Annotated in this window: 23 protein-coding genes and 1 tRNA gene; 17 read left to right on the top strand and 7 right to left on the bottom strand. The window is 65.1% G+C overall.

Annotated elements, in window-relative coordinates; translation table 11 throughout:
* Positions 1-204: 204 nt before the first annotated feature.
* The 16 genes from ubiE to PYV55_RS13725 all read left to right on the top strand — a co-directional run bounded on the left by ubiE (position 205) and on the right by PYV55_RS13725 (position 12,661).
* Entirely contained in the window at positions 205-936 is a 732-nt protein-coding gene (gene ubiE, locus PYV55_RS13800) for a bifunctional demethylmenaquinone methyltransferase/2-methoxy-6-polyprenyl-1,4-benzoquinol methylase UbiE (RefSeq protein ID WP_275852253.1), read from the top strand.
* Between the two features lie 43 nt (positions 937-979).
* Entirely contained in the window at positions 980-1,996 is a 1,017-nt protein-coding gene (locus tag PYV55_RS13795; RefSeq protein WP_275852250.1) for a Tim44 domain-containing protein, read from the top strand.
* 62 nt (positions 1,997-2,058) lie between these two features.
* Positions 2,059-2,613, top strand: coding sequence for a hypothetical protein (locus PYV55_RS13790; protein WP_275852248.1), 555 nt, complete (start codon positions 2,059-2,061; stop codon positions 2,611-2,613).
* Positions 2,610-4,175: a ubiquinone biosynthesis regulatory protein kinase UbiB gene (ubiB, locus tag PYV55_RS13785; RefSeq protein WP_275852246.1), complete on the top strand. Its 1,566-nt coding sequence runs from the start codon at positions 2,610-2,612 to the stop codon at positions 4,173-4,175. The genes PYV55_RS13790 and ubiB overlap by 4 nt, the downstream gene beginning before the upstream one ends.
* A 105-nt stretch (positions 4,176-4,280) precedes the next feature.
* Entirely contained in the window at positions 4,281-4,622 is a 342-nt protein-coding gene (locus PYV55_RS13780; RefSeq protein WP_275852243.1) for an FmdB family zinc ribbon protein, read from the top strand.
* 10 nt (positions 4,623-4,632) lie between these two features.
* On the top strand, positions 4,633-5,262 hold the full coding sequence (locus PYV55_RS13775) for a DUF502 domain-containing protein (protein WP_275852240.1): 630 nt from the start codon (positions 4,633-4,635) through the stop codon (positions 5,260-5,262).
* Positions 5,263-5,353: 91 nt separating this feature from the next.
* Entirely contained in the window at positions 5,354-7,156 is a 1,803-nt protein-coding gene (gene aspS, locus PYV55_RS13770; protein WP_275852237.1) for an aspartate--tRNA ligase, read from the top strand.
* A 71-nt stretch (positions 7,157-7,227) separates the two neighbouring features.
* Complete coding sequence (locus tag PYV55_RS13765; RefSeq protein ID WP_275852234.1) at positions 7,228-7,497, top strand: type II toxin-antitoxin system Phd/YefM family antitoxin; 270 nt, start codon at positions 7,228-7,230, stop codon at positions 7,495-7,497.
* Between the two features lie 6 nt (positions 7,498-7,503).
* On the top strand, positions 7,504-7,821 hold the full coding sequence (locus PYV55_RS13760; RefSeq protein ID WP_275852232.1) for a CcdB family protein: 318 nt from the start codon (positions 7,504-7,506) through the stop codon (positions 7,819-7,821).
* The gene (nudB, locus tag PYV55_RS13755) at positions 7,814-8,284 is read left to right on the top strand and encodes a dihydroneopterin triphosphate diphosphatase (protein ID WP_275852230.1); all 471 of its coding nucleotides are present in this window, start codon (positions 7,814-7,816) and stop codon (positions 8,282-8,284) included. The genes PYV55_RS13760 and nudB overlap by 8 nt, the downstream gene beginning before the upstream one ends.
* 113 nt (positions 8,285-8,397) lie before the next feature.
* The gene (locus PYV55_RS13750; protein WP_275852227.1) at positions 8,398-9,159 is read left to right on the top strand and encodes an endonuclease/exonuclease/phosphatase family protein; all 762 of its coding nucleotides are present in this window, start codon (positions 8,398-8,400) and stop codon (positions 9,157-9,159) included.
* 6 nt (positions 9,160-9,165) lie between these two features.
* Positions 9,166-10,383 (top strand): cardiolipin synthase ClsB, encoded by a 1,218-nt coding sequence (gene clsB, locus PYV55_RS13745; RefSeq protein ID WP_275852225.1) that lies wholly within the window; start codon positions 9,166-9,168, stop codon positions 10,381-10,383.
* 129 nt (positions 10,384-10,512) lie between these two features.
* A complete protein-coding gene (gene folE / locus PYV55_RS13740; RefSeq protein ID WP_275852223.1) occupies positions 10,513-11,220 on the top strand; it encodes a GTP cyclohydrolase I in 708 nt (235 codons plus the stop codon).
* A 2-nt stretch (positions 11,221-11,222) separates the two neighbouring features.
* Entirely contained in the window at positions 11,223-11,645 is a 423-nt protein-coding gene (locus tag PYV55_RS13735) for a BLUF domain-containing protein (RefSeq protein ID WP_275852220.1), read from the top strand.
* A gap of 45 nt (positions 11,646-11,690) precedes the next feature.
* Positions 11,691-12,383, top strand: a complete 693-nt coding sequence (locus PYV55_RS13730; protein WP_275852218.1) for a LysE family translocator — start codon at positions 11,691-11,693, stop codon at positions 12,381-12,383.
* A gap of 17 nt (positions 12,384-12,400) precedes the next feature.
* Positions 12,401-12,661 (top strand): YfhL family 4Fe-4S dicluster ferredoxin, encoded by a 261-nt coding sequence (locus PYV55_RS13725; RefSeq protein ID WP_275852216.1) that lies wholly within the window; start codon positions 12,401-12,403, stop codon positions 12,659-12,661.
* Between the two features lie 60 nt (positions 12,662-12,721).
* On the opposite strand, the gene pth is transcribed toward PYV55_RS13725, so the two are convergent.
* The 7 genes from pth to PYV55_RS13690 all read right to left on the bottom strand — a co-directional run bounded on the left by pth (position 12,722) and on the right by PYV55_RS13690 (position 18,702).
* A complete protein-coding gene (gene pth, locus PYV55_RS13720) occupies positions 12,722-13,357 on the bottom strand; it encodes an aminoacyl-tRNA hydrolase (RefSeq protein WP_275852214.1) in 636 nt (211 codons plus the stop codon).
* 102 nt (positions 13,358-13,459) lie between these two features.
* A complete protein-coding gene (locus tag PYV55_RS13715) occupies positions 13,460-14,092 on the bottom strand; it encodes a 50S ribosomal protein L25/general stress protein Ctc (RefSeq protein ID WP_275852212.1) in 633 nt (210 codons plus the stop codon).
* A 126-nt stretch (positions 14,093-14,218) separates the two neighbouring features.
* Positions 14,219-15,193, bottom strand: coding sequence for a ribose-phosphate pyrophosphokinase (locus PYV55_RS13710; RefSeq protein ID WP_275852211.1), 975 nt, complete (start codon positions 15,191-15,193; stop codon positions 14,219-14,221).
* A gap of 136 nt (positions 15,194-15,329) precedes the next feature.
* Positions 15,330-15,406 (bottom strand) — tRNA-Gln (locus PYV55_RS13705).
* Positions 15,407-15,431: 25 nt separating this feature from the next.
* Positions 15,432-16,316 (bottom strand): 4-(cytidine 5'-diphospho)-2-C-methyl-D-erythritol kinase, encoded by an 885-nt coding sequence (gene ispE / locus PYV55_RS13700; RefSeq protein WP_275852208.1) that lies wholly within the window; start codon positions 16,314-16,316, stop codon positions 15,432-15,434.
* A gap of 21 nt (positions 16,317-16,337) precedes the next feature.
* Positions 16,338-16,877: an outer membrane lipoprotein LolB gene (locus tag PYV55_RS13695; RefSeq protein ID WP_275852206.1), complete on the bottom strand. Its 540-nt coding sequence runs from the start codon at positions 16,875-16,877 to the stop codon at positions 16,338-16,340.
* A 49-nt stretch (positions 16,878-16,926) separates the two neighbouring features.
* On the bottom strand, positions 16,927-18,702 hold the full coding sequence (locus tag PYV55_RS13690; protein ID WP_275852203.1) for a tetratricopeptide repeat protein: 1,776 nt from the start codon (positions 18,700-18,702) through the stop codon (positions 16,927-16,929).
* 56 nt (positions 18,703-18,758) lie between these two features.
* Here PYV55_RS13690 and mutM point away from each other — a divergent pair, with 56 nt between their 5' ends.
* Positions 18,759-19,574 (top strand): bifunctional DNA-formamidopyrimidine glycosylase/DNA-(apurinic or apyrimidinic site) lyase, encoded by an 816-nt coding sequence (gene mutM / locus PYV55_RS13685; protein WP_275852201.1) that lies wholly within the window; start codon positions 18,759-18,761, stop codon positions 19,572-19,574.
* Positions 19,575-19,600 lie beyond the last annotated feature (26 nt).

The raw sequence follows: 19,600 nt of genomic DNA, 5'->3' as shown, positions 1-19,600 counted from the left end.
CTGTTGGGGTCGTACCAACAGTTTGCCCGGCCGTCAGCTTCCTTCTCAGAATCATTGCATTGCCAGCGCCAGCAGCGGGCGCTCGGCTAAAGTAAGTGCCATTCGCGCCAAGCCCCATTTTTGCAACGAATTGTCGCTATGCCCTGCGCCAATGCAGGGTTGTCGCTGTACGCGGCGCAGCAGAGCGCCTAACATGCCCGCCCCATGAGCACTACCCATTTTGGATTCGAATCGGTCGAGGAGCACGAAAAGGCGCGCCGCGTGCGCGGTGTGTTCGACGCGGTCGCGCCGCGCTACGACCTCATGAACGACCTCATGTCCGCGGGCCTGCACCGCGCCTGGAAGGCCTACACCGTGATGGTGGCCAACCCGCGCCCCGGCCAGCAGGTGCTCGACATCGCGGGCGGCACGGGCGACCTGGCGCTGGCGTTTGCCAAAAAAGTGGGGCCCACGGGCCGCGTGGTGCACACCGACATCAATGAAGCCATGCTGCGCACCGGGCGCGACCGCCTGCTCGACGCCGGCGTGGTGCTGCCCACGCTGGTCTGCGACGCCGAGCAGCTGCCCTTTGCCGACGCGCAGTTCGACCTCGTGAGCGTCGCCTTCGGCCTGCGCAACATGACGCACAAAGAACGTGCCCTGGCCGAGATGTGCCGCGTGCTCAAGCCGCGCGGCAAGCTGCTGGTGCTGGAGTTTTCCAAGGTGGCGCAGCCGCTCGAAAAGCTCTACGACTGGTATTCGTTCCAGGTGCTGCCGCGCCTGGGCAAGTGGGTGGCAGGCGACGAGGCGAGTTACCGCTACCTGGCCGAGTCCATCCGCATGCACCCGGGGCAGGAGGAGCTCAAAGCCCTGATGCAACAAAATGGCTTTGGCCATGTGGACTATCACAACCTCACGGGCGGCATCGTGGCTTTGCATGTTGCAATCAAGTGCTGAGCGATTTATTGCTGTTATGAAGCAACCTTTGGAGACGACGAACATGAAACGATGGTCCTGGATTCTGGTGCTGGCCCTGGTTGCCGCACATGCCAACGCCGATGCCGCGCGCCTGGGCGGCGGGCGTTCGACGGGCAAACAGTCGAGCAACGTGACGCAGCGCTACGCCGCGCCGCAAAGCCCCGGACAGGCCACGCCCGCCAAGCCAGCAGCGGCGCCCAATGCCGCGCCGAACACCGCGCCCAACCCCGCATCCGCCGCCCCCAAGAAGCCCTGGGGCGCGATGCTTGGCGGCCTCGCGGCGGGTCTTGGCCTCGCCTGGCTCGCGCATTCGCTCGGGCTCGGGGCCGGGATGGGGCAGTTTCTGCTGATCGCGCTGCTCGTGCTCGTGGCCTTCTTCGTGCTGCGCATGTTCCTGCGTTCGCGCCCGGCGGCAAATTCGTCGCGCTGGGCTTTGCAGGGCGCGGGCTCGCCCGCCGCCGCGCAGGCGCCTGCGCAATACAACCCCGCCAAGGTCGGCAACGACGCCTCGGCGCGCCCCTGGGAGCGTAGTGGCACGGCTTTCGAAGCAGCGAATACGTCCCAGGCTGCGCAAGCCTCGGGCGTGGTCATAGGTTCGGCGCTTTCCGGTTCGCAGAACTGGGGCATTCCCGAAGGCTTCGACGTGGCGGGCTTTCTGACCGCGGCCAAGCGCAACTTCACCACCCTGCAGGCCGCCTGGGATCGCGCCGACATCGCCACGCTGCGCTCCATGATGACCGACGAAATGCTTGCCGAAATCCGCGCCCAGCTCGCCGAGCGCGAGGCACACCGCAACAGCCAGTCCAGCCAGTCCAGCCAGTCCAGCCAACCCAACCAGACCGACGTGCTCATGCTCGAGGCGCAGTTGCTGGGCATCGAAGACCTGGGCGACGGCTACATGGCCAGCGTGGAGTTCTCGGGCATGATCCGCGAAGAGCCCTCGGCCGGCCCCAGCCCGTTCCGCGAAGTCTGGAACATGACCAAGCCCAAGTCGGGCGCGAGCGGTTGGCTGGTCGCGGGGGTGCAGGCGCTGCAGTGATGCTTGCCGCCATTTGCTTGCTGCGGCGTTCCTGCGCTGCAGCGCGGCCATAATCGCCAGCCATGGCAATACCTTCCCCTTTCTCTTTGCTCGACGGCCTGTTCGAGCGTTTCGCCGCCGGCCCGCAGGCGCCGCAGTGGCTGGTGCATGAGGTGCAGCACCGTGTGGTGCTGCTGCTCAACCACGTGCTGATGCAGGAGCCCGAGGCCATGGAGCGCCTCGTGCGCCAGCGCGGGCGCGTGGCGCAGCTGCGCTGGCGTGCGTATGTGCTCGCGCTCGGCGTCACGCCCGCGGGCCTGCTCGACCTCGCGTCCGCGCAGGCCGAGCCCGATCTGCATCTGGAAGTCACCGAGACTTCGCCGCTCGCGCTCGCGCAAACGGCGCTGCGCGGCGACAAGCCACCGCTGCGCATCGAAGGCGACGTGCAGCTCGCGGCCGAAATCAACTGGCTCGTCGATCACGTGCGCTGGGATTTGGAGGACGACCTCGCGCATCTCATTGGCGACGCGCCCGCGCACGTCGTGGGCGATGTCGCGCGCCGCGCCGCGCAGGCGCTGCGGCAGTTCGCCGCGGCGCGCAGCGCGCCTGCAGCCGCTTCTTCGCTCACCAACCCATGAAACATTGGGCGCGCGGTGCGACCATCGTCAGGGTGGTGTGGCGCAATGGCCTCGACCAGCTATTGCTCGATGGCCTGCAAAAGCCCGGGCTGCGCTGGCTCGCGCGAGCGCTGACGCTGGGGCGGCGCCTGCACAAGCCGCGCGGCCAGCGCCTGCGCGAAGCGCTCGAACAATTGGGGCCGATCTTCGTCAAGTTCGGCCAGGTGCTTTCGACGCGGCGCGACCTGCTGCCGCCTGACATCGCCGACGAACTCGCGCTCTTGCAGGATCGCGTGCCGCCGTTCGCGGCCGACATCGCCGTGGCGACCATAGAGCGCGCCTTTCGCCGCCCCATCGCCGAGGTGTTCGAGCATTTCGAGCGCGTGCCCGTGGCCAGCGCGTCGATCGCGCAGGTGCACTTTGCCACGCTGCGCGACCGCACGGGTCAGCAGCGCGAAGTGGCCGTGAAGGTGCTGCGCCCCGGCATGCTGCCTGTGATCGAAAAAGACCTGAGCCTCATGCGCATGATGGCAAGCTGGGTCGAGCGCCTGTCGGCCGACGGCCGGCGCCTCAAGCCGCGCGAGGTGGTGGCCGAATTCGACAACTACCTGCACGACGAGCTCGACCTCGTGCGCGAGGCCGCCAATGCCGCCCAGCTGCGGCGCAACATGGCGGGGCTGGACCTGGTGCTGATCCCGGAGATTTTCTGGGACTACTGCCACCCCGAGGTGATGGTGATGCAGCGCATGGACGGCGTGCCCATCAGCCAGGTCGAGCGCCTGCGCGTGGCGGGCGTGGACATTCCCAAATTGGCGCGCGACGGCGTGACGATCTTTTTTACCCAGGTGTTCCGCGACGGCTTTTTCCACGCCGACATGCACCCCGGCAACATCCAGGTCAGCCTCGATCCGACGAGCTTCGGGCGCTACATTTCGCTCGACTTCGGCATCGTCGGCACGCTCACCGAGTTCGACAAGGAATACCTCGCGCAAAACTTCACGGCCTTTTTCCGGCGCGACTACAAGCGCGTGGCCGAGCTGCACATCGAAAGCGGCTGGGTGCCGCCCGAAACGCGCGTGAACGAGCTCGAGGCGGCGATCCGCACCGTGTGCGAGCCGTACTTCGACCGCCCGCTCAAGGAAATCTCGCTCGGCATGGTGCTCATGCGCCTGTTCCAGACCTCGCGGCGCTTCAATGTCGAAATCCAGCCGCAGCTCGTGCTGCTGCAAAAAACCCTGCTCAACATCGAAGGCCTGGGGCGCCAGCTCGACCCCGACCTCGACTTGTGGAGCACGGCCAAGCCCTTCCTCGAAAAATGGATGCTCGAGCAGATGGGCCCGCAGCGCCTGTGGCGCGAGCTGCGCGCGCAGGCACCGCACTACGCGCAGATGCTGCCCGAGCTGCCGCTGCTGCTGCATCAATACCTGCGCCAGCGCCGCACCGAGCCCACGCCCTTGGTGCGCGAACTGCTCGAAGCGCAAAAGCGCACGAATCGTCTGTTGCAAAGCCTGATTTATGGCGGACTTGGTTTCGTGCTGGGCTTGCTGCTGATGCAGTGGCTGGTGCGGATGCGGTTGTTTTGAACCGCGCGGCGGCGGCAGGCATTGCATGGGCAGGCGGTGCATGGATATTGCAAAAAACACCCCCGCCTATAATTGAGGGCTTTGCATTTCACTTCCTCCAACACTATGCCTATCTACGCCTACAAATGCGGCACTTGTGGCCATGCCAAGGATGTGCTGCAAAAAATCTCCGATGCGCCGCTTTCGGTCTGCCCGGCCTGCGGCGCGGCCACGTTCACCAAGCAGGTGACGGCAGCGGGTTTCCAGCTCAAGGGCTCGGGCTGGTACGCGACCGACTTCCGTGACAGCGGCAAGGGCGCGGGCAAATCTGCGCCGGCGAGTGAATCCGCGGCAGAGGGTGCGGCCTGTGCGGCTGCCGAATCTGGCAAGGATGGTGCTGCTGCCGCGGCTCCCTGCGCAGGCTGCGCCGCGGGCACCACGCCTGCTGCGGCGGCGCCGCAAGCCTGAAGACCCGCGCATGGCTGCCTTGCGCAAATGGTTTTTGACCGGCCTGCTGGTGATCGTGCCGGGCGCGATCACGCTGGCCGTGCTGCACTGGATCGTGGGCACGCTCGACCAGACCCTGCTGATCCTGCCCGAAGCCTGGCAGCCCGACCGGCTGATTGGTCTGCACATTCCGGGCTTTGGCGTGTTGCTCACGCTGCTGATTTTGCTGATCGTCGGCGCCGCGGCAAGCAACTTTGCCGGGCGCAAGCTGGTGCAGTGGGGCGACGCCATCGTGAGCCGCATCCCCGTGGTGCGCTCCATTTATTCGAGCGTCAAGCAGGTGTCGGACACGGTGTTTTCCGAAAGCGGCAATGCCTTTCGCACCGCGGCGCTGGTGCAGTGGCCGCGCGAAGGTGTGTGGACGCTGGCTTTCATCACCGGAGCGCCCAGCGGCGAGGTCGCGGCCTACCTGCGCGACGAGTATGTGAGCGTCTATGTGCCCACCACGCCCAACCCCACGGGCGGCTACTTCGTGATGGTGCGCAAGAGCGAGTGCATAGAGCTCGACATGAGCGTCGATGCAGCGCTCAAATACATCATCTCCATGGGCGTGGTCGCGCCGCCTGCCGACATTGATACTGCACGGGACGCTGCCCATTGAGCGTCTGAGTTCGCCTTTTCAGCGCGCCCACCGATTCTTTTTCTTCATTTTTATCTGTTGACGCGCCCGCAGCGGCGCCGGAAGTTTTGCCATGGCCATGCGTTCCCATTATTGCGGTCTCGTGACCGAAGCCCTGCTGGGCCAAACCGTTACCCTGTGCGGCTGGGTGAACCGCCGCCGTGACCATGGCGGCGTGATCTTCATCGACCTGCGCGACCGCGAAGGCGCGGTGCAGGTGGTGTGCGACCCCGATCGCGCCGAGATGTTCCATACCGCCGAAGAGGTGCGCAACGAGTATTGCGTGCAGATCACGGGCCTGGTGCGCGCGCGTCCGACCGGCACCACGAACGACAAGCTCAAGAGCGGCCAGATCGAGGTGCTGTGCCATGAGCTCAAGGTGCTCAACCCCTCGGTCACGCCGCCGTTTCAGCTCGACGAGGAAAACCTCTCCGAGACCACGCGCCTCACGCACCGCGTGCTCGACCTGCGCCGCCCCTACATGCAGCACAACCTGATGCTGCGCTACCGCGTCGCGATGGAGGTGCGCAAGTTCCTCGACACCAACGGCTTCGTCGACATCGAAACGCCCATGCTCACCAAGAGCACGCCCGAAGGCGCGCGCGACTACCTCGTGCCCAGCCGCGTGCATCCGGGCATGTTCTTCGCGCTGCCGCAGTCGCCGCAGCTCTTCAAGCAGTTGCTGATGGTCGCGGGCTTCGACCGGTATTACCAGATCACCAAGTGCTTTCGCGACGAAGACTTGCGCGCCGACCGCCAGCCCGAATTCACGCAGATCGACATCGAAACCTCGTTCATGGACGAGCAGGACATCCGCGCGCTGTTCGAGCACATGGTGCGCAGCGTGTTCCAGAACACGCTGGGCATAGACCTGGGGAGCTTCCCGGTCATGAGCTACCAGGAGGCGGCGCGGCGCTTTGGCTCGGACAAGCCCGATCTGCGCGTGCAGCTCGAGTTCACCGAGCTCACCGACGTGATGAAAGAGGTTGATTTCAAGGTCTTCAGCGCCGCGGCGAACATGGCCGGCGGCCGCGTGGTAGCCTTGCGCGTGCCCGGCGGCGCCGAAATCAGCCGCAGCGAGATCGACGGCTACACCGAATTCGTCAAGATTTACGGTGCCAAGGGCCTGGCCTGGATCAAGGTCAACGAAGTCGCCAAGGGGCGCGACGGCCTGCAGTCGCCCATCGTCAAGAACCTTCATGATGCGGCGCTCGAAGCCATCCTCGCGCGCAGCGGGGCGCAAGACGGTGACCTGATTTTCTTCGGCGCCGACAAGGAAAAGGTGGTCAACGACGCCATCGGCGCGCTGCGCATCAAGATCGGCCACAGCGAGTTCGGCAAGACGAACGGCCTGTTCGAAGACCGTTGGGCGCCGCTGTGGGTGGTGGACTTTCCGATGTTCGAGTTCGACGAGGACGAGCAGCGCTGGAATGCCGTGCACCACCCGTTCACGGCGCCCAAGGACGGGCACGAGGACTGGATGGTGAGCGCGCCCGAAAAATGCCTCTCCAAGGCCTACGACATGGTGCTCAACGGCTGGGAGCTCGGCGGCGGCTCGGTGCGTATCCACCGCGCCGACGTGCAGCAAAAAGTGTTCGACGCGCTCAAGATCTCGCCGGAAGAAGCGCAGCTCAAGTTCGGCTTCCTGCTCGACGCGCTGCAGTACGGCGCGCCGCCGCACGGCGGCCTGGCCTTCGGGCTCGACCGCATGATCACGCTGATGACGGGCGCCGAGTCGATCCGCGACGTGATTGCCTTCCCCAAGACCCAGCGCGCCCAGTGCCTGCTGACCCACGCGCCTTCGCCCGTCGATGAAAAACAGCTGCGCGAGCTGCACATCCGCCTGCGCAGCGTCGAGGCGCCCAAGGTCGCCTGATCGTGGTTTGATGGGTGCAGGGAGATTCAGGATGATTGGCTAAAATGGCCATTCACCCGCTGGAGATCGCTATGCACGTCACCGCCACCGAAGCCAAGAACCGCTTTGGGCAGATTTGCGCCCAGGCCAAGCGCGCGCCCGTGTTCGTGGAAAAGGGCGGGCGCGTCGATTCGGTCATTCTCTCGGCCGAGCAGTTCGAGGCGCTCAAGGCCGCGGCACCACCCAAATCGCTGGCGCAGCGGCGCCAGGAGTTCAATGAAACTTATAAAGAGTGGATTGCCGCGCAGCATGCCCTGGTAGAAAAGGGCGGCGTCTTCGGCGAAGAATTCCGACCCTGGTGAAGTCGCATGGCGCAGTTCGACGTGCATCGCAACCCCAGTCAGCGGCAGCGCGATGCGATGCCCTACATGGTCAACATCCAAAGTGACCTGCTCGAGGCTTTGCCCACGCGCTTGCTGATGCCACTGGTCAGGCACGCCCTCGTTCCAGGTGACATTCCGCGCAATTTGTGCCCAGCGGTGGATTTCGAGGGAGAACGCCTATACCTACTGGCGCCACAGGTGGCGTCGTTTCTGGTGCGCGATCTGGGGGCGGCGCTGGGTTCTCTCAGCGCTTACGCAAGCGATATCGTTGCGGCGCTGGATGCCGTGATCTCCGGTGTCTGATCCCCGCCCTCACAAAATCCCCGAGTCCGTGCTCGTGGTGATCCACACGCCGGCACTCGAGGTGCTCTTGATCCGGCGTGCCGACGCCGAGCTGTTCTGGCAGTCGGTGACCGGCAGCAAAGACCACCCGCACGAGAGCTTCCACGACACCGCTGTGCGCGAGGTGCGTGAAGAGACAGGCATCGATGCGCTTGCGCCCGGCGGCGTGCTGCGCGACTGGCAGCTCGAGAATGTCTATGCGATCTATCCGCAATGGCAGCACCGCTACGCGCCCGGTGTGTGGCGCAACACCGAGCACCTCTTCAGCCTGCAGGTGCCCGCAGGCACGCCGGTGGTATTGAATCCGCGCGAGCACACCGCATTTGCATGGTTGCCTTGGCGCGAGGCCGCCGAGCGCTGCTTTTCGCCGTCGAACGCCGAAGCGATCCTGCTGCTGCCGCGCGTTGCCGTGCAGCCTTCGTGAGTGCTACTTTGTCGATAGCGAAAATCCAATCGTCAAATCGACCACCAGCGCTTAATGGACAAGCACAGGCAGCTCCTTTTTTTGAGACAAAAACCCTGAAACCACGGCCATCGATGCACAAACACAGCCACGACAGCGGCCGCATCCTGCGCGTCGCCACTTACAACATCCACAAGGGTGTGCAGGGCCTGGGGCCGGCGCGGCGGCTCGAAATCCACAACCTCGGGCAGGCGGTGCAGCAGCTCGACGCCGACCTCGTCTTTTTGCAGGAAGTGCGCAAACTTCACCGGCGCTATGCGCAGCATTTTCCGCACTGGCCCGAATTGCCGCAGGCCGATTTTCTCGCGCCCGAGGGCTACCACGCGGTGTACCGCACCAACGCCATCACGCGCCACGGCGAACATGGCAATGCGCTGCTTTCGCGCTGGCCCGTGCTGGGGCATCAGCATCAGGACATTTCCGACCACCGCTTCGAGCAGCGCGGGCTCTTGCACGTCGAGGTGGAGGTGCATGGGCGTCGCCTGCACGGCATCGTGGTGCACCTGGGTCTGATTCCGGGCAGCCGCATCCGCCAGACGCAGCAATTGCAGGAATTCATCACGCGCGAGGTGCCTGCGGGCGATCCGCTGGTGGTGGCGGGGGATTTCAACGACTGGGGCGTGCAGACCAGGCACATGCTCGCGGAGTTTGGCCTGATGGAGCTCGACGCGCCGCGCGCCTATACCTACCCCGCGCGCCTGCCGCTGGTGCAGCTCGATCACATCTACGCGCGCGGCCTGCAGCCGCTGGGCCTGCTCGTGCCGCGCGGGCGCGTGTGGTGGCGCATGTCCGACCACCTGCCGCTGATCGCTGAATTCCGGCTCGATCCGCCCTGAGCAGCCATGGCGCCCGCGGCCACTTTTGCAAAAGACCACCACTTGCGTCTGTTGCAAGGTGCGCAGGAGCTGTTTCCGGCGCTGGTGCGGGCCATGGACGCGGCGCTGTCGGACATCCAGCTCGAAACCTACATCTTCGACTTCACGGGCGCTGCCGTGGCGGTGGCCGAGGCGCTCGAACGCGCTGCGCGCCGCGGCGTGCGCACGCACGTGGTGGTTGACGGCTTAGGCACGGGCCGCCTGCCGCAAGAGTGGGCGCGCCGCTTCAAGGAGGCTGGCGTGCAGTGGCGCGTCTATGCGCCGCCCGGATGGTTTGGCCTGCTCTCGCCGCGCCATTGGCGGCGCCTGCACCGCAAGCTCTGCGTGGTCGATGGCTGGCTGCTGTTTTGCGGCGGCATCAACATCCTCGACGATTTTCATGACCCCAACCACGGGCCGCTCGCCGCGCCGCGGCTGGACTTTGCCGTGGAAGTCGCGGGCAGCCTGGTGGCGCAGGCAAGCGAGGCGATGGAGCAGCTCTGGTGGCGCATCGAGGCCGTGCGCGACCTGCGCCGGCGCGACCTGCCCGAGGCCGTGCGTGCGTTGCGCGCGGCCAGTGCGACGCGGCACGCTGCGCGCTTGCAGCGTGATGCGCCCGGCGTGCGCGCTGCGCTGGTGCTGCGCGACAACCTGCGCTTCCGCGGCCACATCGAAAAAGCCTACCTGCGCGCGATCGCTGCGGCGCGGCAGGAGATCATCATTGCCAACGCCTACTTCATCCCCGGACACAAGCTGCGCCGCGCACTCGTGCTTGCAGCGCGGCGCGGCGTGCGCGTGCGTCTGCTGCTGCAAGGGCGTTACGAATACTTCATGCAGTACCACGCGGCCAAGCCTGTCTATGGCGTGCTGTTCGAAGCCGGCGTGGAGATGCACGAATACGCGCCCAGCTTTTTGCACGCCAAGGTGGCCGTGATCGACGCGCAGGGCGAAAAGCCCTGGGCCACGGTGGGCTCGTCCAACCTCGAGCCCTTGAGCCTGCTGCTCGCGCGCGAGGCCAACGTGGTGGTGGAGGACGGCGCGTTTGCGTGCGCGTTGCGCGCGCGCCTCGTGCACGCCATGGAGCACGCGGGGCAGCGGGTCGATCCGGCGCGCTACCTGCAAAGGCCCTTGCGCGAGCGCGTGCTCGACTGGCTCGCCTACGGCCTGATGCGTCTGGCGCTCTGGGTCACGGGCAAGCGCTATTGACCTCGGTAGCTATCATTTAAGTAGCTGCTTGCGCTTTCTACGTATGCGTGAGCGCTCAAAAACCCTTGTAATCAGGGGGTTGCGATCGCTGTTAACATCCCTGTCATGCTCAGACCCCTTGCCGCCACCATGACGCCACCGCCTATGACCGAAGACGAAGGCACGCCTGTTTCCGTCAAGATCCGCGAGCGCCTCCTTGCCGCGCGCAAGCGCTTTCATGCCAACGACAACATCGCCGAATTCATCGAACCCGGCGAGCTCGAAAAACTGCTCGATGAAGTCGAACTCAAGATGCAGGGTGTGCTAGACAGCCTGGTCATAGACACCGACGGCGATCACAACACGCGCGATACCGCGCGCCGCGTCGCCAAAATGTACCTCAATGAGGTGTTCAAGGGCCGCTACGCGTCGCAACCAGCGCTCACCGAATTTCCCAACGCCGAGCACCTCAACGAGCTCATGATCGTCGGCCCGCTCACCGTGCGCAGCGCCTGCAGCCACCACCTGTGCCCGGTGATCGGCAAAATCTGGATCGGCATCCTGCCCAACGAACACACCAACGTGATCGGCCTGTCGAAATACGCGCGCCTGGTCGATTGGGTCATGGGCCGCCCGCAAATCCAGGAAGAGGCCGTGGTGCAGCTCGCCGACCTCATCATCGAAAAAACCCAGCCCGACGGCCTGGCCATCGTCATGGAGGCCAGCCACTTTTGCATGTCCTGGCGCGGCGTGCGCGAGCCGGACAGCAAGATGCTCAACTCCGTCATGCGCGGCGTGTTCCTCAAGGACGCGAACCTGCGCCGTGAATTCCTTTCGCTCATCCCTGGCCGGAGCTGAACATGCTGGTGCGCCTGGTGTATGCGAGCCGCGCGGTCGATCCTTCCCCCGACGCGATCGAGGCCATTCTTGCCGAATCGCGCAGCCACAACCCCGCGAGCGGCATCACGGGCATCCTGTGCTATGGCGGCGGCATTTTCCTGCAGGCCATAGAGGGCGGCCGCGCTGCGGTCAACAGGCTCTACAGCCACATCCTGCACGATGCGCGCCACCGCCAGGTCGAACTGCTGGCCTACGAGGAAATCTGCGAGCGCCGCTTCGGTGGCTGGACCATGGGGCAGGCAAACCTCGCCAAAATCAACCACTCCATCCTGCTCAAATACTCCGAAAAGCCCGAGCTCGACCCGTACGCGATGTCGGGCAAGGTGGCGCTCGCGCTGCTCGAGGAGCTCATGGCCACGGCGTCCATCATCGGGCGCGCCTGAGAGCTCACGGGCAAGCGATCCCTTCATCTTCTTTTCCTGCCTGCCATGCCCAGCCTGCATACTTTGAGCACGTTTTTCGGCGTGGCCGTACTGCTCGCACTCACGCCGGGCCCTGACAACCTGTTCGTGCTGCTGCAATCCGCGCAGCGCGGCTGGCGCGCGGGCATGGCGGTGGTGCTGGGTTTGTGCCTGGGGCTGGTGGTGCACACGGCGGCCGTGGCGCTGGGGCTGGCGGCGCTGTTCGCGGCCTCGCCCACGGCCTTTACGGTGCTCAAATTCTGCGGCGCGGCCTACCTTGCCTGGCTCGCCTGGCAGGCGCTGCGCGTGCCTACTGGCGCGGCGCAAGGGGTGACGCAGGATGCGGCCGATGCAGGCGATGCAGCGCGCGGCGGGCAAGACCCGGCCGCGGCGCCGCAGGCCGAGTCGGCCGCCGTGCCTGGTCTCGTGCGCATGGTCGGTCGCGGCATGCTCATGAACCTCACCAATCCCAAGGTGCTGATGTTCTTTCTGGCCTTTTTGCCGCAGTTCACCGATCCGGCGCGCGGCAGCGTGGCCGCACAGACCATGGTGCTGGGTCTGGTCTTCATGCTCGCCACTTTGCTGGTGTTTGGCGCCATCGCGTGCTTCTCGGGCGCGTTCGGCGCCTTGCTGCAGCGCTCGGCGCGCGCACGCACGGCGCTCAACCGCGTCGCGGGGCTGGTGTTTCTGGGGCTCGCCGTGCGGCTTGCGAGCAGCTGAACCTTACGAGGACGACCATGGCGCTGATGATCACGCACGAGTGCATCAACTGCGACGTCTGCGAGCCCGAGTGCCCGAACGAGGCGATCTCGCTCGGGCCCGAGGTTTACGTGATCGACCCGGCGCGCTGCACCGAATGCGTGGGCCACTTCGACGAGCCGCAGTGCGCGCTGCTTTGCCCCGTGTCCTGCATCCCCGTGAACCCCGCGCACGTCGAAAGCCGCGAAGCCTTGTGGCAAAAATACCTGCGTCTGCGCGCGATCAAGCTCGAAAACTGAGGATGTTTTTGTCCTCTAGCGCTTGATGGACAAGCGCTTATTGCTATCAAAATAGAAATTTCAAGTGTCCGCCTCGGGCGCTGCCGAGGGGCCTGGCTTGGGCCGCTGGGGTTTGGGGCGTGGCGCAGCGGTGGTGTGGATGAGCAGCGTGGCCTTTGCCATGTCGCCATGCAGTAGCGCGGGCAAGGCCTGCAAACTGTGTGCGATGGCGGCTTCGATCAGCCGGCGTTGTTCGGGCGAGGGCTTTTGCAGCACCCAGTGGATCACCTCCGCTTTCACGCCCGGATGCCCTATGCCTATGCGCAGGCGCCAGTAGTCGGACGCGCCCAGCTGCGCATGGATGTCGCGCAAACCATTGTGGCCGGCGTGGCCGCCCCCGCGTTTGAGCTTGACCTGGCCCGCGGGCAGGTCGAGTTCGTCGTGCGCGACGAGGACTTCCTCGGGCGCGATCTTGTAAAAGCGCGCGAGCGCAGCCACCGACTTGCCCGAGAGGTTCATGAAGGTCTGCGGCTCGAGCAGCCACACGCTGCGCCCCTGGATGTTGGTGCGCGCGACGAGCCCGTGGTAGCTGCGCTCCGGCACCAGTTGCACCCCCAGCGCCTGCGCCGCCGCGTCCAGCCACCAAAAGCCCGCGTTGTGGCGTGTGCTCTCGTATTCCGGGCCGGGGTTGCCCAAGCCGACGAAGAGTTTGATCATGCAAAGATTATCGGGACAAAAACGACGACGGCCCACGCAGCGGTGGGCCGTTTTCCGTCTGACGACAGCCTGAAGGCTGGCGCTGGCGAAGCCGGGAAGCGATTACTTCTTGCCCTTGCCTTTGCCCTTGGCTTCGGCAGCAGGTGCAGCCTCGGCCGGGGTCTCGATTTCGGCTGCGGGCGCCACCACCGACACCAGCACCGGATTGCGGTCGCTGCCGCGCACCACGGCCGTCACGCCCTTGGGCAGCTTGACGTGTTGCAGATGCAAGGAAGCGCCTTTTTGCAGCGTGGAAAGATCGACGGCGATGAATTCTGGCAGGTCCGCGGGCATGCAAGTGACTTCGAGTTCGGTCACGATGGGCGTGACCATGCACTTGTCTACCTTCACGGCGGGCGATTCTTCGGCTCCGCTGAAGTGCAGCGGCACCTTCATGTGCAGTTTGGTCTTTTCATCGATGCGCTGGAAGTCGATGTGCAGCACCAGTTGCTTGAAAGGGTGGTATTGCACGTCGCGCAGCAGCACCTTGCTGGTCTGGCCGTTGAGCTCCATGTCGAGCACGCTCGAATGGAAGGCTTCTTTTTTGAGCGCGTGCCACAGGGCATTGTGGTCGAGCTCGATCATTTGCGGCTCGGCCGAACCGCCATAGACGATGCCGGGTGTCTTGCCCGTGTTGCGCAGGCGGCGGCTCGCACCCGTACCTTGCTTGCTGCGCTCGAAAGCGACGAATTGCATGACTGACTCCTGAAAAATGGGTGGGCCGCGACCAGCCTCACCCCGTTGCTGAAAAACCTGCAGCATTGCAGGCTTGCGTGCCGTTCTCGCATCTGCCTGACCGATGAAGCGGACAGGCAGAGAAAATCAGAAAAGATTTTCCTGGTCGGAGAACAAACTCATGACCGACTCGCCCGTGGCGATGCGCTGGATCGTCTCGGCGATCAGCTGCGCGACGGAGAGTTGGCGAATCTTGGAACACTCCTTGGCCGCATCGCTCAAGGGAATGGTGTTGGTGACCACGACCTCGTCGAGCGCCCGCCCCTGGCTGAGGCGCTCTATGGCCGGGCCCGAAAAGATCGGGTGCGTGCAGTAGGCGTAGACGTTTTTGGCGCCGCGCTCTTTGAGCACTTCGGCGGCCTTGACCAGCGTGCCAGCCGTGTCGATCATGTCGTCCATGATGACGCAGTTGCGCCCGTCGATCTCGCCGATCACGTGCATGACTTCGGACACGTTGGCCTTGGGCCGGCGCTTGTCGATGATGGCGAGGTCGCAGTTGAGCTGCTTGGCGAGCGCGCGCGCGCGCACCACGCCACCCACATCAGGAGAAACGACGATGAGGTCGTCGTAGTTTTTCTGGCGCAAGTCGCGCAGCAGCACCGGCGAGGCGTAGATGTTGTCCACCGGGATGTCGAAAAACCCCTGAATCTGGTCGGCGTGCAGGTCCATGGTGAGCACGCGCGCCACGCCCACGGCCTGCAGCATGTTGGCGACCACTTTGGCCGAAATCGGCACGCGCGAGGAGCGCGGACGGCGATCCTGGCGCGCATAGCCAAAATAGGGGATCACGGCGCTGATGCGCTCGGCCGAGGCGCGCTTGAGCGCATCGACCATGACCAGCAGCTCCATGAGGTTTTCGTTCGTGGGCGCGCAGGTGGACTGCACCACGAAGACGTCGCGCGCACGCACGTTCTGCTTGACTTCGACGGCCACCTCGCCGTCGGAAAAGCGTCCCACATCGGCTGCGCCCAGGCGCGTGCCCAGGTGGTGGACGATTTCAGCGGCCAAGCCGGGGTTGGCATTGCCCGTGAAAACCATGAAATCGGGTTGATTGGCTTGCATGTGCGTCCCAGCAATCAGTGAGAGGGCCCGCGCGCAGATCACAACGGGTGCAACGCTGGGCGCTCTTGCAGCGCGAAGCCCGTTGCCACAAGCGGATCCGACATGGTTGCGTGTGCTCTACAGGTTTTAGAAGATTTGGCAGGGGAGGAAGGACTCGAACCCTCGCATGCCGGAATCAAAATCCGGTGCCTTGACCAACTTGGCGACTCCCCTACACAGGTCAACTGCCGAAGGCAGCTCACCGCAAACTTTCATCGGACGCCCAGTCCACCAGTGGATGGAGCATCAGATTTTTACATACTTTGACCTGCCACCCTTTTGGGGTCTGGGCGACGTCCACAAAGACGTCGTCAGGGTCTGGCGTATGGGCCCATTGCGCAAACACCGCACTGCCAGAGCCTGTCATCCTGGCCTGCAAGCCCCGCGATTGTAGCCATGCAATGGCTTGGTTTATCTCGGGACACAGTACCTGGGCAACCGGTTGCAGGTCATTGCGACCGTAGCTGTAGGGTGCTGCAGCAAAGCCCAAGATTGTAGCAGCTTCGGAGTTTCGTTGAAGGCCTGGCGAGGAAAAAATTTCGCGCGTGTCCAGCCCCGCCGTGGGTTTGACCACCACGAAGCGGGCCGCGGGCAATTGCACCGTGGGCGCGAGCGGTGTGATCTGTTCGCCTATGCCCTCGACCCAGGCATTGTGTCCACGCAGGAAAAACGGCACGTCCGCGCCCAGCGCCAGCCCAATGCGCTCGAGCGCCGCGCGCGGCAGGCGCAGGTCCCACAGCCGGTTGAGCGCCAGCAGCGTGGTGGCGGCATCCGAGGAGCCGCCGCCCATGCCGGCCTGGGCGGGGATGCGCTTGAACACGCAGATCTGCACGCCTGCGTCGCAGCCCGTGGCAGCCTGCAGGGCCTGCGCAGCGCGCACGCTGAGGTCGAGCGCGGGCAGCGGTTCGCCAAGGTCGGTGCGCGCGATGCGGCCGTCGGTGCGGCGCTCGAAATGCAGCGTGTCGCACCAGTCGATCAGCATGAAAACGGATTGCAGCAAGTGGTAGCCATCGGCCCGGCGGCCCGTGACGTGCAAAAAGAGGTTGAGCTTGGCCGGGGCGGGTACGTCGTACAGGGCTTGCATGGGGCAGGGCAGCTGAGAGCCTTAGCGCGTGAGCGCGATGCGCAGCGTTGCGGGCGGGGGAGGGTCGCTGCGCTGCGCGAGCACACGGCCCTCGGGCAGGGACGAGAGATCGACCTGCCAGCCCGCCACTGGCGTGTTGATGCCTTGCAGCCAGTCGAACAGGGCCGCCACGGGAATGCGGCTGCCGGCGGCGTCTTGCAGCAAGGCATCTAGCGATGCGGCCTGCCGCGTTTGCTGGCCCGTTTGCAGTGCGGCTTCGCCAGGCTGCCAGCGCAGCACGGCGAGGGTGCTGCCAAGCGGGCTGGAAAGCACGAGCTCACCTTGCGCGGGTGAGCCGCGCAACTCGAACAGCGCGGAAAAAGACTGCGCTTCGTCGCCTTGCACCTGCAGCGCCAGACGCCCGGTCCACACGGAGGAGGCTCCTGCCGGTGCGCTGGCGCGAGGCGGCTGCGCGCAGCCTGCGAAGGCGAGCAGCAGACCCAGGCAAAGCGCCCACACTCCCACGCGCGCTGGGGCAATGCGCCCAGGCAGGTGTGCGCGCTGGCTGGCTGGGGGGAGCATGGTTGGCGGATGGGAGGCTTATGGGGCGCAGGAGGCGGTTCACGCCGCCTCAGAGGCGCACACCCAGGCGCTTGAGGGTCGATTGCAAAGTTTCATTGTCGGGGTTCAGGCGCCGCCCTTCCTTCCAGATGCTCAAGGCTCGGTGGTGCTCGCCCATGCTCCAGAGGACTTCGCCGAGGTGCGCGGCGATTTCCGCGTCGGGGCGGGTTTTGTAGGCCGACTCGAGCAGGCGCACCGCCTCGGCATGGTGGCCGAGGCGGAATTCCACCCAGCCCAGGCTGTCGGTGATGTAGGGGTCACCAGGCGCAAATTCGAGCGCCTTGTTGACCAAGTGCTTGGCCTCTTCGAGCTGCACGCCTCTATCGGCGAGCGAATAGCCGAGCGCGTTGTAGGCATGAAAGTAGTTGGGACGGCGCGCGATGAGGTCGCGCAGGAGCTTTTCCATGAGCTCCGGGTTGCCGGCCTTTTCGGCGAGCACGGCCTGGTCATAGACGAGGTCGTCGTCCTGCGGGTTTTGCGCCACCAGTTGGCTTTGCACCTCGAAGGCTTCGCGGTACATGCGCAGCTCTTGCAACAGCTGCACCTCGGCTTGCAGCTTCAGGCGCGCGGCCTGCGGCGTCGCGCCGGGCAGGTTGCGCAGGAGTGCGCGCGCCTGCTCGATCTTGCCCTGGTGTGCGAGCACGGAGGCACGCTGGCGCTGCACGCTGAACATCTCATCCGCGTTGTCTATGCGTTTGAGCCAGGACTCCGCGGCAGCGTAGTCGTGCTTTTTCTCGGCAATTTGCGCCTGCATCAAATAAGCCTGGGTCAGGCCGCGCTGCCGGGTCTGGGGGTCGACGTCGGCGCCAGGGACGAGTTCCAGAAAGCGCTGCAAAGATTTTTCGGCGTCGCTCAGCTGGTTTCTTTGCAGTTGCAGCGCCGCGAGCAGCAGCCAGGTGTCGGGAAAGTCCGGCTTGGCGCGGGTCACGGCCTGCAACTCTTTTTCCGCTTCCGCATTGCGCTGTAAATTCAGCAGCACCCCGGCGTAGGCCATGCGCAATTCGGGTTTGGGCTGGCCGGCCAGATAGCGGTTGACCAAGGCCTGCGCCTGGGTTTCCCCGGATTCGAGCAACTCCAGTGCGAGCAGCATGGCGCCGTCGTTCGCAGGGGCGAGCGCTTGCGCGCGTTGTGCGGCCTCGAGCGCACCGGCGCTGTCCTTGGCGGCGAGCCGCATGCGCCCCACCGTCACCCAGGCGGCCGGCGCAAAAGCAGGTTCGGCGAGCACGTCTGCGAGTGCCTGCTCCACCACCTGCGCGGCCAGGGTTTTGTCGCTGGCACGCGCGTAAAGCTGCGGCACCATCGTGAGCAGCGCTGTTTTGTCGTGTGCCGCAGCCTGTGCGAGTTCCTGACGTAGCAGTTGCGGGGTTTCTTCGATGCGGTTGAGTGCTACCAGAATTTGTAGCAGGTAGCGGTTGGCCTCGCGCGAGTCGGGGTGTGCCTCCTTCCAGGCCTGCACGGCCTGGAGCGCATAGTCGCCTGAGCGCGCCTGCAGGGCGATGTCGGCTGCGCGGCGGTAGAGCTGCTCGTCGCCGCTGCGGCGCGCGGCTTCGAGCATGAGCGCGTACGCGGCACCCGGGTCGCCGGTGCGCAGGTTCAATTCGCCCAGAAAGATTTCGTAAAAAAGCTCGGCGTCCAGCGCCGCCTCTGCGTCGGAGGCGCTGGGCGCAGCGACGCGCTTGTCGTGCTTTTCCGCGGCCGCATGGGCAGGGTGGGTCAAACCCGCAAAAGCAGCCAGCGCAAAGGCTGCGGCGAAGGCGGTGGTGCGCAAGCGAAGGGATCGAATCATCGGGCCATAATAATCGAAGCATCCCGCTGAATCCCACTGAATCCGAATGTCCCCGCATGCCTGAGTTGCCCGAAGTCGAGGCCACGCGCCGCAGTTTTGCCGATGCCATCGTCGGCGCACAAGTGCAAGGGCTGTGGCTGGGCAAGCCCCTGCGCTGGCCGCTCGGGTGCGCGCCGCAGGCGCTCGTGGGCTTGCGGGTGCTGGGGGTGCGCCGGCGTGGCAAGTACCTGCTCGTCGACCTGGAGCAGGGGCTTTTGCTCCTGCATCTGGGCATGTCGGGCAGTCTGCGTTTTGCCGCGGGCCTGCCGCCGCCAGGAAGCCACGACCACTTCGATCTCGTGACCTCGCAGGGCGTTTTGCGCCTGCACGATCCACGGCGCTTTGGGGCGGTGGTGTATGCGCCGAGCGAGCAAGACTCCGTGGCGCAAAAGCTGCTTGGGGGCCTCGGTGTGGAGCCTCTATCCGATGCCTTTACCGTGGAGCAATTCGCCGCCGGACTCAAAAAGAGCCGGGCGCCGATCAAACAGGTCTTGCTCGCGGGGCGGCTGGTCGTGGGCGTAGGCAATATCTATGCGAACGAGGCTTTGTTCCTGGCGGGGATACGGCCCACCACGCCCGCCATGCGGCTGGGGCCCGCACGCGTGCGCAAGCTCCATGCGGCGATCCGCGAGGTGCTGGCGCAGGCCATTGCGCTGGGCGGCACCACCTTGCGCAATTTTTCCAATGCGGCAGGGGCGGCCGGGCATTTTCAACATGCGACACAGGTCTATGGCCGTGCAGACGCGCCGTGTCGGGTGTGCGGTACGCCGATTCGCTGGCTCCAGCAAGGCCAGCGCAGCAGTTATTTCTGTCCGCGTTGTCAGCGTGGCTAAGACTCTGAGCAGGCTCTAATATTCTG

The organism is Extensimonas soli (assembly GCF_029211265.1).
In the GTDB taxonomy this organism is placed as follows: domain Bacteria; phylum Pseudomonadota; class Gammaproteobacteria; order Burkholderiales; family Burkholderiaceae_C; genus Extensimonas; species Extensimonas soli.
This window is presented reverse-complemented; position numbering and strand designations above follow the sequence as displayed.